Origin of the sequence: Devosia sp. (assembly GCF_017307565.1) — a bacterium.
Lineage (GTDB): Bacteria > Pseudomonadota > Alphaproteobacteria > Rhizobiales > Devosiaceae > Devosia.
Genome location: NZ_JAFKHD010000398.1, coordinates 1 through 15,365 on the forward strand (window position 1 = coordinate 1; position 15,365 = coordinate 15,365).

General features: G+C 60.1%; 13 protein-coding genes, 2 tRNA genes and 2 pseudogenes. 10 read left to right on the forward strand and 7 right to left on the reverse strand.

What is annotated here, in order from left to right; all coding sequences use genetic code 11:
* A partial coding sequence (locus J0I64_RS15705) for a TMEM43 family protein (protein WP_291409927.1) occupies positions 1 to 613 on the forward strand: 613 nt, incomplete at its 5' end.
* Positions 614 to 635: 22 nt separating this feature from the next.
* Positions 636 to 1,313 carry a hypothetical protein gene (locus J0I64_RS15710; protein WP_291409929.1) on the forward strand — a complete coding sequence of 226 codons (678 nt, stop codon included), beginning with the start codon at positions 636 to 638 and terminating at the stop codon, positions 1,311 to 1,313.
* A 559-nt stretch (positions 1,314 to 1,872) separates the two neighbouring features.
* On the opposite strand, the gene J0I64_RS15715 is transcribed toward J0I64_RS15710, so the two are convergent.
* Together J0I64_RS15715 and J0I64_RS15720 are read right to left on the reverse strand one after the other, a co-directional pair.
* On the reverse strand, positions 1,873 to 2,961 hold the full coding sequence (locus J0I64_RS15715) for an OmpA family protein (protein WP_291409930.1): 1,089 nt from the start codon (positions 2,959 to 2,961) through the stop codon (positions 1,873 to 1,875).
* A 146-nt stretch (positions 2,962 to 3,107) separates the two neighbouring features.
* Entirely contained in the window at positions 3,108 to 3,938 is an 831-nt protein-coding gene (locus J0I64_RS15720) for an AraC family transcriptional regulator (protein ID WP_291409931.1), read from the reverse strand.
* A gap of 468 nt (positions 3,939 to 4,406) precedes the next feature.
* On the opposite strand from J0I64_RS15720, the gene J0I64_RS15725 reads away from it, so the two are divergent.
* Both J0I64_RS15725 and J0I64_RS15730 read left to right on the forward strand, forming a co-directional pair.
* Complete coding sequence (locus J0I64_RS15725; protein WP_291409933.1) at positions 4,407 to 5,984, forward strand: ABC transporter substrate-binding protein; 1,578 nt, start codon at positions 4,407 to 4,409, stop codon at positions 5,982 to 5,984.
* A gap of 62 nt (positions 5,985 to 6,046) precedes the next feature.
* The gene (locus J0I64_RS15730; protein WP_291409935.1) at positions 6,047 to 6,715 is read left to right on the forward strand and encodes a glutathione S-transferase C-terminal domain-containing protein; all 669 of its coding nucleotides are present in this window, start codon (positions 6,047 to 6,049) and stop codon (positions 6,713 to 6,715) included.
* A gap of 520 nt (positions 6,716 to 7,235) precedes the next feature.
* On the opposite strand, the gene J0I64_RS15735 is transcribed toward J0I64_RS15730, so the two are convergent.
* Positions 7,236 to 7,904, reverse strand: coding sequence for an LLM class flavin-dependent oxidoreductase (locus tag J0I64_RS15735; protein WP_366933756.1), 669 nt, complete (start codon positions 7,902 to 7,904; stop codon positions 7,236 to 7,238).
* Between J0I64_RS15735 and J0I64_RS15740 the strand changes: the two are divergent.
* Positions 7,827 to 8,126: pseudogene (locus J0I64_RS15740) on the forward strand (transposase); the annotation flags it as partial. The gene J0I64_RS15735 and the pseudogene J0I64_RS15740 overlap by 78 nt on opposite strands.
* A 402-nt stretch (positions 8,127 to 8,528) precedes the next feature.
* Here J0I64_RS15740 and J0I64_RS15745 read toward each other — a convergent pair.
* From J0I64_RS15745 to cpdR, 3 genes are all read right to left on the reverse strand, one after another.
* A tRNA-Val gene (locus tag J0I64_RS15745) sits at positions 8,529 to 8,603 on the reverse strand.
* Between the two features lie 29 nt (positions 8,604 to 8,632).
* A tRNA-Val gene (locus tag J0I64_RS15750) sits at positions 8,633 to 8,707 on the reverse strand.
* A 113-nt stretch (positions 8,708 to 8,820) separates the two neighbouring features.
* A complete protein-coding gene (gene cpdR / locus J0I64_RS15755) occupies positions 8,821 to 9,180 on the reverse strand; it encodes a cell cycle two-component system response regulator CpdR (protein WP_275605571.1) in 360 nt (119 codons plus the stop codon).
* A gap of 201 nt (positions 9,181 to 9,381) precedes the next feature.
* On the opposite strand from cpdR, the gene J0I64_RS15760 reads away from it, so the two are divergent.
* Positions 9,382 to 10,278, forward strand: coding sequence for an N-formylglutamate amidohydrolase (locus tag J0I64_RS15760; RefSeq protein WP_291409938.1), 897 nt, complete (start codon positions 9,382 to 9,384; stop codon positions 10,276 to 10,278).
* 309 nt (positions 10,279 to 10,587) lie between these two features.
* A complete protein-coding gene (gene hisN, locus J0I64_RS15765) occupies positions 10,588 to 11,385 on the forward strand; it encodes a histidinol-phosphatase (protein WP_291409940.1) in 798 nt (265 codons plus the stop codon).
* 10 nt (positions 11,386 to 11,395) lie between these two features.
* Here the strand turns inward: hisN and J0I64_RS15770 are convergent, their stop codons facing one another.
* The gene (locus J0I64_RS15770) at positions 11,396 to 12,397 is read right to left on the reverse strand and encodes an alpha/beta hydrolase (RefSeq protein ID WP_291409942.1); all 1,002 of its coding nucleotides are present in this window, start codon (positions 12,395 to 12,397) and stop codon (positions 11,396 to 11,398) included.
* A gap of 374 nt (positions 12,398 to 12,771) precedes the next feature.
* Here J0I64_RS15770 and J0I64_RS15775 point away from each other — a divergent pair, with 374 nt between their 5' ends.
* From J0I64_RS15775 to J0I64_RS15785, 3 genes and pseudogenes are all read left to right on the forward strand, one after another.
* The gene (locus J0I64_RS15775) at positions 12,772 to 13,227 is read left to right on the forward strand and encodes an Hsp20 family protein (protein WP_291409944.1); all 456 of its coding nucleotides are present in this window, start codon (positions 12,772 to 12,774) and stop codon (positions 13,225 to 13,227) included.
* A gap of 194 nt (positions 13,228 to 13,421) precedes the next feature.
* Positions 13,422 to 13,895 (forward strand): DNA starvation/stationary phase protection protein Dps, encoded by a 474-nt coding sequence (gene dps, locus J0I64_RS15780; protein ID WP_291409946.1) that lies wholly within the window; start codon positions 13,422 to 13,424, stop codon positions 13,893 to 13,895.
* Positions 13,896 to 14,459: 564 nt separating this feature from the next.
* Positions 14,460 to 15,365, forward strand: a pseudogene (locus J0I64_RS15785) (glutamate synthase subunit alpha); the annotation flags it as partial.

The window sequence follows — 15,365 nt, forward strand, 5'->3', positions numbered from 1 at the left end:
TTCGCAAACACTGGTGCTAGGCACCGACCAAGCACAGGCCGTGCAGGACGCGATCGGAGCAGGCATCCGGGCGAGCATCGTCAATGGCGGGATTTATCTGGGCAATAATTCGGCGAGCCCGCAGCTGGGCGATTACCGCATCAGCTACGAATATATTCCGGTCGACACCATCAGCATCATCGGCAAGCAGCAGGGCGCCGCGCTTGCCCCCTACCGCACCGAGAGCGGCGACAGCCTGCTGATGGTCGATACCGGCACAGTAACGGCAGCCGACATGTTCGAAGGCGCAGCCAGCGGCAATGCCACGATGACCTGGATCATCCGCATCGCGGGTCTCGCGCTGCTGATCGCCGGATTTGGCGCCGTTCTGGGCCCGGTCTCGGTTCTCGCCAGCGTCCTGCCCTTCCTCGGCTCCATCCTGGGGTTTGGCACCGGCATCATTGCCGGCGCGGCGGGGCTGGGCGTCGGGTCTCTGACCATCGGCTCGGCCTGGTTATTCTATCGTCCCCTGCTGGCGCTGGCGATTTTCGCGATCGCGGGCCTGATCATCGGTGGCCTGGTCTTTATCGGCCGACGCAAGAAGGCGTCGGCCACGGTCCAACCTGCCGCCTGACCATCCAACACGGAAAACCAAGATGATTGCACGCGTTTTTCTGGGCGGCCTCTTCGGCTGCGCGCTCGCTCTGTCCCCGGTTCAGGGCCAGGATTTCGACAACGAACTATACGTGATCGGTCTGGGCGCCTGTGCCGCCGCCCTTGACGGTCAAGTCGAGGGTATCGATGGCGCATCCTTCGCCTCGACCATTGCCGAAGCGGGGGTTTCCAAAGGTGACTATTGCCATTGCGTGGCGACGGAATTCACGATTGGCGACCCCGGCGACCTGGCTTTGCTCAACGCCGATACAATGGAAAGCGTCGATCATTTCCAGTTCATGACTGTCATGAACATGATGATCTGCGTACCCGATATGGAGACCGATTGGGAGGTCACTGACGGAGACCTCGTCGACATCGACATGTTCGATGAGGACGCGACCGAAGACCTGCCGGACGAGGATTTCGCCTATGACGAGGGTGACGTCTATATGTGCCAGCAGGCCCTCGATGGCGGTATCATGGTGCCCGGCTTCAACGAGATCGATGTGCTCGAACGCCTGCGCTCCGGCGGCCAGTCGCGCACGCAGCTTTGCACCTGCGCCGCACGCTACTTTGCAGCAGGCGGCGAGGGACTGCAGGACGGCATTGAAAGCGCCGCCAATCCGACCATCGCCTATGCAAGCACCATGGCCGGCGCAATTGAGATGTGTCTCTGACAGCGCCCGGCAAAGCTCTTCGGGAAGCAGGCGCTCCTCGGCGCGTCTGCTTCCCGGGGGCGTCAGATTGCATGCAGCTGACGGAGATGGTGCCTTGGGATTGGGTGGGGGATGGTCCGAAAACGTGCCGGAGCATTCAGAAGCGGACTAGCCGCGACCCGTTCCAGGTTGCGCTAGTCTCGCGCAAAATGAGCAGTCTTGCCGCGGATCGAAGCGCACCAAAGCCTTGCGCGTCACATCAGCAGCCATGACCAGTTTCACCACGCCATAGACAAGCCAGGCATAGGGATCGCCCTACAGCTCGGACGCCGCCATGCAATGCTCGTCGCCGCTCTAGACGTACCCGCCGATCGTCCATTATTTCTCAAGGATCTCCTGACGGACCGCGCCACCTTCGAAGTCCTCCCCAAAGGCATATTCTCCGGCAATCTCGGCAATATCCCGGGCGTTGGAGACCTTTGCACCCGCCCCCCAAGGAGCAAAGAGAGGACCAGGCAGGCGCTCCCAACGAAGCGTCACAAAAGGCGCCGTGTCCGGCTTTTCTTCTTCGTCGGACCCATCAATTAACCTGCACGATCGTCACGCGACGGTTCTTGGCTCGCCCCTCATCGGTGGCATTGGACGCGACGGGTGCCATCATGCCTGCACCGGCCGCGGTCAGGCGGCGTGCATCAACGCCGTAGCTCGAAACGAGTGCAGCCTTGGCGGCGTTGGCGCGGCGTGCGGAAAGATCGAGATTGTAGTCATAGCTGCCCTGGCTGTCGGTATGGCCGACAATCAAGAGCACCAGTTCCGGTCGCCCCTCGAGCAAAGCGATCTCTTTGAGAGTCGGCGCGGAGTCAGGCGTTAGGTCCGCCTTCGCCGTATCGAAATAGATGCCATAGAGCGCAATGCTGCCGTCATGGTCGATGGCGTCGGCCATGACCTCCGCCTTGACCAGAACCATCTTTTGCTCACGGGCCTTGGGTTCCAGAACATGGACAACGATGATGGTCCGGCCGTTGAGTGCCTTGCAATACGTGCCGGCATCAAGCTGGAAAGTTTGTACGGCCACCCAGGCGGTGGCGTTCCCCTGCGGAATCCGCGCCGTTATGAAATGTTGGTCATTGATGTGAGACGTCAACGCGCACGCCCCGTTCGAATGGGGAGCATCCTTGATGTCAGATTCATAAAAGAAATACTGCATCAGGCTCATCTTGTTGCCGCCGCCGTAGGCGGCGCGATTGGCGTCTCCGCCACATTCGTCGCGCTTGCACTCGAATTCGACCTGTCCGCCGGCCGCAGTGATTTCGTCTTGATAGTTGCGTAGCACTTCCAGCGGAGACCGGTTGTCCGGAACCAGATAGACAAGCCGCGTCACCTTGCCCTCCAGCGTCTCCGCCCGCTCTGGGCGATAGATCCGGTTGTTCATGGCATCATACTCGCCCGGGGCGCCGGGCTGCAGTGGTGACAGCGGAATACGCAGTTCGGCATAGGCCCGGCTCTCATAGGAGACGATGAAGGCACCCTCATACCGTTTGAGGAGCCTACTGTCGGCCGCACCTTCGATATCGGCGATCGGGTTCGTCGCATCGGCCAGCGTAGGGAGAGCATTGGTACTGGAAAGAGCGGCAAGCATGAACAACAGTTGCAGGTAACGTTTAGCCATGGGCAACTCCGGCAGCGTACGTCGCTCAGCGCCATAACAGGCGCCGGACACTCCCGCTCAACCTCAAGCGGCCTGATCAAAACCTAGATTGTCGAGGCGTACGCCGTATTGAACAAAACGGACATCGGCAGAGCCCCCGAACCCGATCAGCTCCACAGAACCAGTGGCCGCTCGGCGCCCGCCCTACGCCGCCCCGACAGCGTCGCCGCCGCCAGATTGTGATCCCTCAGGAAGGCAGCGGGCGTCCAGCCGACGAACCGTCGGAAATCGCGGATCATGTGCGATTGGTCAGCATAGGCATGCAGGGTGACGCCCAAGCCGCCGCCCTCGCACATCTCGGCGGCCAGGCGCAGGGCCCGGTATTTCATGGCAAGGATTTTTGGGGCGGCGCCATAATATTCAAGCGCGATGCGCCGCATCTGCCGGTCCCCCAAGTCTACCTGCGCGCTTAATGCGTCAAGCGAGAGCGACGCGGAGCGTTCGAGCCAATAGTCGATCCCCATAATCTGCTGCAGAAGATGGTCGTTCGCACCAGTGGGGCGTTTCAAAAGCGCTTCGACTATACCGACATGGTCGCCATCGAACGAGGTCGCCCACAGGCGTTCGACAACTTCCCCTGCCGCCCGTGCTCCCCAGATGTCGGCACCATCGAGCACCCTGTCCGCGTATGCAAAAGCGGGTAACCGCACCAGCATTGCCCACCCAAGTGGGAGCAATCCGACCACTGCTATCCGGCTGTCTCTGCTGAGCATGACGCGATAGGCGCCGGTTGTCGGACCAATCAACGAAACGGGGGGCGCATCGAACTGGCTGCCATCGGCAAATACCAGGCTGCTATGCCCCGCCACCCGAATATGAAGATTGGGCAACATGGCGGGCAGGACTTCGACGCACGCTTCCTCAACATCGCTGACACCAGCGTGAATAGTCAGTAGATTCTTCATCCTCGCAGAGGGAAGAAAATAATTCAGTCGCATTTTCTCCCCCATTTTAAAATTTTCATTCGGACAACTTAATCACATCCAGGCTTTTTTTCCAAAGCCAAAGAAACGTCCGTATAAAACTCTAGCGCGCGAAACTATGGGACCTCGACAAATCCGAGGAGACGTTTCAACGCGATGCCGAGATTATCGCGCGAAAGGCGCTTTATATTCGAAGCCATAGTGACACCATTGGTGCAGCGTCAGCAGCAAGCTCAATCCACTCGCGCTTCGCCAGACACGACCTCGCATTTGTTGACCAACGCCAGCCCTCGTGGATACCAGTCATTATGCCGTGCGGCTGGCGTTGCGCAGGGCAAGCCGCGGCTTGTTCGATGAGTAAGCCTATCCAAGCACTGAAACTTCGAAAACCATTCTTCCGCCGCAACGGCAAATGGACTAATATCCTTTATATCCATAGATTTAGTCATGTATAAGCTGACCCGATCAGTCAGTGGAGATGATATGACTACCAAGACTTTGCGACACGCTCTTACCGCCGGGTTGGGCGCCGTTGCGGCCCTCATGCTAACGACCGCCTCCTTTGCTGCGCCCAAGGTTGGCGGGACATTGAATTGGGCTATTCACAGCGAAGCGGGATCTATCGTTCCCACGAACACCACCACCTTTATCGCCCTAGCTGTCGGGCCCAAGATATTTGAGGGTCTGCTAAGTTATGACGAAAATTTCGAGCCGCAAGCCCAACTGGCAACGCAGTGGTCCGTCTCCGACGACGGCCTGAGCTATACTTTCAAGCTGCGACCCAATGTGAAGTGGCACGACGGCACGCCATTTACTTCTAAGGATGTCGCCTTCAGCATTGAACGTCTCAAGGCTGGGCACCCGCGCGGGCAAGTCACTTTTGCCAATGTCAGCAAGATCGAGACGCCGGATGATTTGACGGTAGTGGTGTCGTTGTCCGCACCAACGCCGTACCTGCTTACTGCGGTCGCCAGTCCAGAGTCCCCGATTGTCCCCCAGCATCTGTTCGAGAACATCAATGTCGTCGATACACCTCCCGATGCAGCCCTGATCGGCACCGGACCATTCATGTTTCGAGAGTGGACGCGCGGTGATCACCTCATTCTGGAACGTAACCCAGACTATTGGGCCGCCGGCAAACCCTACCTGGAGCGGATTATTGGCAAGATCGTTACTGACTCGGCCGCGCGGTCGGCTGGGTTAGAAACTGGCGAGCTTGACCTGGCCAGCGTTGCGTTGTCCGACGTCGAGCGCCTGAAGTCGATTACCGGCTTGACCGTCGCCGATCTCAATGCCCCCTATCTGGGGCGACATAGCCAGATCGCGCTTAATCTGGACAACGAAAAGCTGGCCGATCTGCAGGTTCGGCGGGCAATTGCGCATGCCCTTGACCTTGAAGCGATCAAGTCGATTGTCTTCTACGGCTACGGGACAGTGTCTCCGACGCCGATAAGCAGGGCGCTGACCGCCTATAACGATCCCTCTATCTTGCCGCACAACTACGACACGATATTGGCAAACCAGCTGTTGGACGAAGCTGGCTACGCGAAAGACGATAGTGGCGTGCGATTCAAGCTTCGCGTGACGCTGAACCCGGCAAACGACTCGCGAGTGGCCGCCTTCGTGCAGCAGTCGCTCAAAGCAATTGGGATCGAGGCGGAAGTGTCCTTGTCGGATCAGGCCGCTTACTCAAAGCGCGTTTACACCGATCGCGACTTTGATGTGGCGATCGACTCTCTTGGCAATACGTTTGATCCAACCGTTGGTGTGCAACGGGTCTTTTGGTCAAACGCTTTCAAAGTCGGAGTGCCGTGGGCCAATCCGAGCCACTATGCCAACCCAGTCGTGGATGACATTCTGGAGCGTGCAGCAGTCGAGGTCGACGCCACGAAACGAAAGGAATTGTTCTTCCAGCTTCAGGCTATCGTCCATGACGAGTTGCCAGTGATCGACTTCATAGATCCACCAGAGTTCTACGCCTACCGCGATGGCCTGTCTGGCTTCTCCGTTGGCGCTCATGGCATCTATAACAATTTTGCCAACGCACACTTCGAGCAGTGATCGATCCAGCTGGCGGGAGCATGTGCTCTCGCCGGCTGATCTCCTCAACTTTGGAATAAACGATGGCCTCAGACGTTGCGCAACCGGTTGAAGGGCTCGAGGCCTGGCTCTGGGATACGCCAAACTCCAACAGGGTATCGATTCTGTTTGAAGAGATCGGGCTTCACTATGCAGTGCATGGGGTGAACATTCGAAACAAGGAGCAGTTTGCGCCCGACATCCTGGCCCTAAACCCCTATGGGAAAATTCCGATCGTTCGATGGACAGAAGCGGGAGCAACACGTGTACTCTTTGAATCTGGTGCCATTCTGCTCCGGTTCGGCGGGGAAGCCTCGGGCCTGACGCCCAGCAACACGTTCGCGCGTGACGATGTTTTGCAGTGGCTAATGGTGGTGCTAACTGGCCTGGGGCCGCTTAGTGGTCAAGCCCATCATTGGACCGAACTGGCACCTGAGCGCAGCGAACCGGCCGAGCGGCATATCGTGGCACTTGTCGATCGGGTCTATCGCTTCTTGAATAGCCATCTCCAGCATTCAGAATTCCTGTCGTCGGCCTATTCGATTGCCGATATCGCGGCCTTCCCTTGGGTCGCACGAAGCAATTGGACCAGCCTGTCTCTGTCGGACTATCCGTTTCTCGAACGCTGGCACGCCCAACTCAGCGAGCGTCCTGCAGTGATCCGAGGAATGGCTGTCCCAAAGGGCGCGCGGCTACAAGGACCTCCCGCCTGAAGCTTTTCACCTTCGCGGCCCGCGTGCCGGTTCGTCCCACGGCAGGCCATTTTTGCCTGCGGCGCATACGGACGGGTGGCCAAGTAGATCCGGCCGGGCGAAATGCAACCTAGAGCAAGGCTTGGCTCGAGGCCGTCAAACATGTGCCATTCAAGGATTGGTCTCTCGCCGGCCAAACATCAATTTAGTTTCACCATGCTGCAAAACCGGGTTTTCAAACCCACGACGGCACGCGGGAAAGTGTAGAACGTTCTGGGCACATCAAATCCTTGCGTGGCCGCGATCCTCACCACATAACAGCGCCGGTTGCGCCACCATGTGAAACCCAACATTCGGATTCGTTTCGACTGCGCCAGTACATCTGGTGCAGCCGTCTTTCACGACATCTACTTAGGCGCATCCTGGACAGGAAGGTAGCTCCTTCCTCAGGTAGAGCTTCCCCATCATCGAAGCCAACGCGCCCAGCGTCCCCACACACAAAAGGTGTGACAGACCTAAGGAGCGATCCTCCCCTCGTCCGTCAGGCAAAACAACGCGCAACATCGTGGTAATGTTCAAGGCGCCTCTTGGGGTCAGGGATAACATCCTGCATCATAATTTCATCCGCGCCGCACGCTTCACCCATTCGCATCAGACGGGAGCGCAGGTCGGTCAGGGCACTCACAGTGTACATAGGCCAGTCATTACTTTCCGCCGGCCAAACGCCGCCTGCCAGCTCTATCGCCTCCTCCACACCGGGTAGGCATTGGGGCATTACATTGAAGCGTCGGCGCTGTTCGAATGCCCAGCGCATGGGCATAGCGAGCCTTTCTGCCTCAGAATGGCTAGGAGCGGAAGTGACACGCAAGGCGACGAAGAGCTTCGGCGTTGGCGGCAGGCCCGGACGTGACGACGGACGGAAGGCCTTTCGATAGGCGGACGCGGAGACCTGGGCCTCCTCCGGGCGATGAAAAGCCGAGAGCGCCAGCGGCAGGCCGAGAGCGCCGGCTCGGACCGCGGAGGCCTGCCCGACGGCCATGATCCACAGTGTCGGCATCAGCACCTGTGTCCCAGAATTTGGTTTGATCGTTAAGGAGAGTTCTGGTCTCGTCTGAAGGACGAAAGACCCAGAATGACGACGAAAACCACGAAGACGAAGAAGCCTTCCGAGCAGGTTGTGAAGGACATCCGCCGAGCGGCGCGGCGGCATTTTTCCGCCGAAGACAAGATCCAGATCGTGTTGGACGGATTGCGCGACGAGGAAAGCATTGCTGAGCTTTGCCGCCGCGAGGGCATTGCCCGGAGCCTTTATTACACCTGGTCCAAGGAGTTCATGAAAGCAGGAAAGCGGCGCCTCGCCGGTGACACGACCCGCGCGGCCACCAGTGATGAGGTCAAGGACCTGCGCCGGGAGGCAGAGCCAGTTCGGCAAAGCGGTACGCGCTCCGCAAAGTGTCGACCGCCTCCGGCTCCAATCGGCCGTGCTCGGCAATCTGCTCACGGCAGGCCTGGCGCTGGCTCTGGAACCATCGAGCCAGAGAGCCCGGACTTCATCAAAACGCATGCCAGCGCGCTTCCCAGACGACATATGAATGTCCGCCAGATAGCCGAGACGCCGCGCCAGCCGCCACGCCTGTTGTGGCTCTCTGGTCCTCAGCGAAAGTTTGACGCAGGAGGTCTTGCCTGATGGGTGAATACGCTTGGGGATCGGCCAGCGCATGTAGAAAATGCCGTGCCGCGAACGCTCCAGATAAGTCGGATTTTGCACCGCGATGCACCACTTGAATGCACCATCAGAGCTATTCTACTTCTAAGTCTTTGGTTTTACAGGGAATGGTGGGTGCGACAGGGATTGAACCTGTGACCCCTGCCGTGTGAAGGCAGTGCTCTCCCGCTGAGCTACGCACCCGCTGCACTTGGCAGGGAAGGAAGAAGAGATGGTGGGCGTAACAAGGATCGAACTTGTGACCCCTACGATGTCAACGTAGTGCTCTCCCGCTGAGCTATACGCCCATCTCTCCGGGCCGGTTTGGCGTTTGCCTCTCCGGTGGCGCGGATAGACCATGAAACGACCTGAGTGGTCAAGGGGTCATTCTCACGCCTGTGGATTGTTTTCTCAAACCACCTCAGGCGGCCAGCAGGCGCTCCACTTCCGAGACCAGGTCGCGCAGGTGGAAAGGCTTGGAAAGCACCGATGCATCCTTGGGCGCGTCGCTGTCGGGGTTGAGCGCCACGGCGGCAAAACCGGTGATGAACATCACCTTGAGGTCCGGATCGAGTTCGGTGGCGCGGCGCGCCAGTTCGATTCCGTCCATTTCGGGCATCACGATGTCAGAAAGCAGCAGCGAAAACGGCTCTTCGCGCAGCCGCTCATAGGCCGACAGCCCATTGTCGAACGAGACCACTTCATAGCCCGCATTCTTGAGTGCGCGCGTGAGGAACTGGCGCATGTCGTTATCGTCTTCGGCGAGCAGGATGCGCTTCATCAAAAACCTCGTTTGGGGGCCAGTCCGGCAGGTGAGTCGTATTAGGCCGATGTTTAATTCAGATTTGTCCCAACGCAAACCGCCCGCACTGGGCTTTGGCACCTTTTTACAATCAAACTGGACAAGTCGGCTGCGCCGCGCGACACTTGCGTGACAGCAAATCACTCGACCGCGCGCCCAGCGCGGCGCTGCGGAGGCAACGTGCGATCCGACTATTGGGATCAACCGGCATTCGAAACCATCCGGCCCCGCCGCATGGTCGCGCCCATTGTGTTCAATTCGCCCCATTCGGGCCGGAACTACCCCGACCGCTTCCTCGCCATGACCCGGCTCGACCATCTGTCGATCCGCCAGTCTGAAGATGCCTTTGTCGATGAGCTTTTTGCGCGCGCGCCGCATCTGGGCGCGCCACTCCTCCGGGCGCACTTCCCCAGGGCCTATCTCGATGTCAATCGCGAGCCCTGGGAACTCGACCCCACCATGTTCGTCGAGCCGCTGTCAGACCGGTTCAACACCACCTCGCCGCGGGTCGCCGCAGGCCTCGGCACGCTGGCCCGCGTCGTTGCCGAAAACAAACCCATCTATCGCGAGCGCCTGACGCTCGACGATGCACGCATGCGCATCGAGGGCATCTACCACCCCTATCACGCCGCGCTGCAAAACCTTCTCACCGAGGCAGCCTCAAGCTTCGGCGTGGCCGTGCTGATCGATTGCCACTCCATGCCGCGTCTCGGCCGCCATGGCGAGCGGGCCACCCCCGATGTGGTCTTGGGCGATCGCTATGGCACGACTTGCGCGCCGGCGCTCATCGATCTGGTCGAAACTGGTTTTTCGGCTGCCGGGCTGCGCGTCGCGCGCAATCGCCCCTATGCCGGTGGCTTCTGCACCCGCTCCTATGGCCGCCCGCAGCACGGCGTCCATGCGCTGCAGATCGAGGTCAGCCGCCATCTCTATATGAACGAGGCGACGCTCGAGAAGAACGGGGGCTTCGAACCGCTCCGGCAACTCGTCGAAAGCATGATCCATGCGCTGATCGGGCTCGACCTGCTGGCCCTTGCCGTTCCGCCGGCGGCAACCGAACGGGCCGCCGCGGAATAACCCTCCCGACACAAACAAGGGCCGCCCCGAAAGGCGGCCCAGTCAAGGGAGGAACGACGCGCTTCGACCAGGCGCAGAGTGGCTAAGCCGGTCAAGATGCGCATCATGCCCCTCTGGCTTGAACTCATTTGGGAAGACTGGCAACCCGCCTTGTTCCTTTGCACCGCGGTTGGGCGAGGCTTGTTGCAAAAATGAATCATTTGCTTTTCGCCCGGAACACCCGTTTCCACGCCCCAAAACGCGGGCAGCACCTTGCTCCAATCCCCGCCGCCGCCTAAACCTCCTGCGTCTGCCGCCAGAGGATTTGCCGTGCCCGCTTCCGCTCTCGACTGCGCCCATATCGAAGCAACCCTGGTGGCCGCGGCCGAAGCGGCAGCGGCCCATACCCTGCCCCTCTTCCGCACCGGGCTCGCGGTCGACAACAAGCTCGATACCGGCTTCGATCCGGTCACCGAGGCCGACAAGGGCGCCGAAAAAGTCATTCGCGCCGTCATCGCCGATGCCTTCCCCGATCATGCCGTGATCGGGGAGGAATGGGGCACGACCGGCGAAAGCCGTTTTACCTGGATCATCGATCCGGTCGATGGCACCCGCGCCTTCATTTCCGGCGCCCCAGTCTGGGGCACGCTGATCGGCTTTGCCGTCGATGGCGTCGCCGTCGCCGGCATCATGAGCCAACCCTTTATCGGCGAGGCCTTTGTCGCCGTGCCCGGCCAATCGCGCTATCAGCGTGGCGGGCTGGCACAGCCCAATCGCACCAGTGGCCTCAGCGATCTCGCCCCGGCCCGCGTCTTCACCACCACGCCAAAGCTGTTCAACACGCCCGAATTCGCCGCGAAGTGGCGGGCCGTCGAGGCCGCCACGCGCCTCCAGCGCTTCGGCATGGATTGCTATGGCTATGCGCTCCTCGCGGCCGGCCATGCCGACCTCGTCATCGAGCCCTATCTCAATACCTATGATATCGCTGCGCTGGTGCCGATCATCCGCGAAGCCGGTGGCGCCATCGCCTGCTGGGATGGCTCCGAGCCAACCGGCGGCGGCCACGTCGTTGCAGCCGCAAGCCAGGAGTTGCTCGAAAAGACGCTCGACCTCATCAGCAAGGCATAAAAGCCCGGGGCTAGCGCGTCTGGTTGGTAATAAAAGCGTCGAACGCGGCCAGCACCTGGCCGCGAATGGCGTCGGTCTCGACGAAAAGCTCGTGCTTGGCCCCGGCGACCACCACGTGCCGCCCATTGCGCAGCCGCAGGCCCAATTGCTCAAGCGCCGGCGTCGAGACGATCGTGTCCCGCGCCGCTGCCAGTACCAGTAGGGGAATCTGCAACCGCCCGGCAAAATCCTCGCGATTGGCTTCCACCATCGCCTTCATCGAGGCAGCGAGCCAGCGGAAGCTCGGCGAGCCGATATAGAGGCTGTCGTCGGCGCGGATGATCTCGACCATGCGCGTGTAACGCAGGAGATCGGAGGTCAGCGGATTGTTGAGAAAGCCGGCTTCGTCCGGCCGCCTGTCGCCCCGGCGCTTCAGTGGCATCGCCCCGAGACCGAGGAAACTCAGTGTCTCGGCAAAAGCGCCGAACCCGGCAAGGCTATGCTCCATGCCATATAGGCTGACCATGGGCGCGGAAAGAAACACCCTGTCGAACATCATTCGGTCGCGCGTCGTCGCATAGAGCGAGGCCAGCCCCCCCATCGAGTGCCCGACAAGATAAAAGGGCGGCGGACAATCGGGTAGCAGGATTTCGCTGTGAAAGGTCTTGAGGTCGGTCCAGTAGTCGTCGAACCGGTCGACATAGCCCACCGTGCGATTGCCGATCAGCCGGTCAGATCCGCCCTGCCCGCGCCAGTCGAAGGTCGCGACGGCAAAGCCGCGCGCCTGAAAGTCGGCGATCGTCTCGAAATATTTCTCGATATATTCGGTGCGCCCCTGCACGAGGCACACGGTGCCCCGATGCGGCCCCGCCGATTTGGGCCAGATGGCATAGCGCAGCTTCACCCGGTCAGGCGTCGTCACATAGCCGACCCGCACGCCTTGCGGCACGGGATTGGATGGAACCACGGCAAGTTTCGGACCGGTTGGATCGACCTGAGCGGCCACATGCGCCTCCACGATTTTGCAGCGCACGATAGCCCCACGAGGTAAAGAAAAGCCAGCATTCCGGGCTGAGGGAATGCTGGCCTTTTTTGAGAGCGGGCCCGTGCGGGGGGCGGATGACGGACCCGCTTGGTGAAGACCGCGGCGGCGGCCTTACGGTCTTGTTTATGCAGCACTTCTCCTGAACGGGTCCGGACCGGTGCATTCATTTTCGGTTCACATTGGCTCTTCGAACCGCGCCCCTTGAACCCGAAAAAGCCGCACCTAAATAAAGTTCATCCGCCGGACAGCCGGGGATACCGGTTCTGCCGAAAGACGCTCGCCGCTTCAGGGAGCCCTGCGCCAGGCACCGGTCATGTGACCGCAAGGTCGCCCAACCACGTTGCTCAATTGGAGAATGTGACATGCAGACTTTTGATTTCTCGCCCTTCTATCGCTCCACCGTCGGCTTCGATCGCCTGTTCAACCGGCTCGACACCCTCGGCACCCAGGAAGCGAAGTCCTACCCGCCCTACAATATCGAACGCACCGGTGACGACGCCTATCGCATCTCCATCGCCGTGGCCGGCTTCTCCAATGGCGACATCGCCATCGAAACCAAGGAGAACAGCCTGGTGGTGAAGGGTGCCAAGCCCGTCGAAAACACCGACACCAAGCGCGAATTCCTCCATCGCGGCATTGCCGAGCGCGCCTTCGAGCTGCGCTTCCAGCTTGCCGATTATGTCGAGGTCCAGGGCGCCAGCCTCGAAAACGGCCTGCTCCATCTCGATCTGAAGCGCGAACTGCCCGAAAGCAAGAAGCCGCGCACCATTCAGATCAATGGCGGCACCGCTTCGATTGAGGACAAGTCGGTAAACTAGACGCCGGCGCTTGCGCAAAACCGCTCCGGTGGAGCGGTTTTCGGCGGCTAGGTCCGCCCCCTCCGCAAGCACGATCCAAACGCACCCTCGGCTCTGCCGGGGGTGTTTTTGTTTGCGCGGAACGAGTCGGCGCCGCTCTTAGTTGAAGAAGACGGCCCCAAACCTCTCCCCGCAACCAGCGTCAGGATCGTTCCATGAAAACCCCATCCATCGCCCTCAAGGCCAATGCCAAATCGGCCGTCATCGAGATTCTCAACGCGCGTCTTGCCGATGCCATTGATCTGGCGCTGATCACCAAGCAGGCGCACTGGAACCTCAAGGGCCCCAATTTCATCGCTGTGCATGAAATGCTCGACCCCATGCGCGCCCAGCTCGATGATCACGCCGATACCGTGGCCGAACGCATCGCCCAGCTTGACGGCATTGCCCTGGGCACGAGCCAGATCGTCGCCAAGGCCACCAAGCTCGCCCCCTACCCCACCGATATCCGCAAGACCACCGATCACCTGGCGGCCCTCGCCGACCGCTATGCGGTTCTCGCCAATCAGGTCCGCGACGACATCGATGCGACCGACGAGGCCGGCGACGCCGATTCCGCCGATATCCTCACCGCCTTTTCGCGCGATCTCGACAAGAACCTGTGGTTCATCAAGTCCCATCTCGAATGAGGCCCACCCAAAGTCCTATTTCCTATTCAGATGGGAAATAGGACAACTTTGGGAAATCCCGTGGAAAGTAGGACTTTCGCACAAAATATGCGCAGACTGCGCAAGATTTGTGCAAATACACCCCAAAAGTCCTACAACTCCTACAGAACAAAATTGCTATTCCTATTTTTTTCGCGCCAAATCCAATCTTGCCGCTTGCTCGCAGGTTGGAACTATGCAAATGTGAACTCGTTAGGGCAGCACCTCTGTCCTAAATGACGCGTCGCCCCGCTCTCCGCGGCAAGCAGCGCACGCTGGTCCGGCTGGCCCGCTACACGATAGCGGAAACGGATAGGCGGGGCTAAGATAGCCCGAATATGAGCGGCCATTTGGATGCAGCGCCGCTCCCCACGCATGGATGCACTTGTTCATCCGAGCCGTACCGAAAGTACGACCCGATTGAGACGTGTGTCCGCCAGAGGACCAAGACTGCATCCAGCGGGCCGGCACCGGCACCTTCAGGATGCACACGACATAGCGAACCAAGCCCGGCAACGGGTGCGATCAGACAGCGAGGAATAAGATATGGCCCACCAGCAGAACGGACGCTTTTCTCCGGTTTCAGCGAAAGCCAATACTCGCAAAACCACTCTGATCCTCGATGGCAAGCGCGTCACCGGTCGTCCCGAAGCCCAGGGTCTTTACGATCCCATGCAGGAACATGACGCCTGTGGCATCGGGATGATCGCCAACATCAAGAACAAGCCCAGCCACGAAGTGGTCGAAAAGGGTCTCGAAATCCTCGAGAACCTCGAACACCGCGGCGCCGTGGGTGCCGATCCGCTGATGGGCGATGGCGCCGGCATTCTGGTGCAGACCCCGCATGGCTTCTTCAAGAAGGCTCTGCCCTTCGCCCTGCCGGAAAAGCACCACTACGCCGTAGTGATGCTGTTCTATCCCAACATCGTGGCCCTTCGCGATCGCTGCGCCGCCGCCGTGCGCGCCTGCATCGAAAAGGAAGGCCTCAAGCTTCTCGGCGAACGCGTCGTTCCGACCAATAACAAGAAGCTCTCCGAAGGCGTCATCGCCACGCAGCCGATCATCGAGCAGATGGTCATCGCCCGCCCCGAAGGCCTGACGCTCGACGAATTCGAGCGCAAGCTCCTCATCGTGCGCAAGGTGATCTCCAACACCGTCTATGCCGAGGTCCCCGAGAGCAACAGCGACAACGGTTTTTACGTCGTCTCGATGTCTGCGCGCACGCTCGTCTATAAGGGCATGTTCCTCGCCGACCAGCTCGGTGCCTTCTATCCGGACCTCCACGACGAGGATTTCGAAAGCGCCATTGCCCTCGTACACCAGCGCTTCTCGACCAATACCTTCCCGTCCTGGAAGCTCGCGCACCCCTACCGCATGACCACGCACAATGGTGAAATCAACACCATCCGCGGCAACGTCAACTGGATGGCGGCCCGCCAGGCCTCGGTCCAC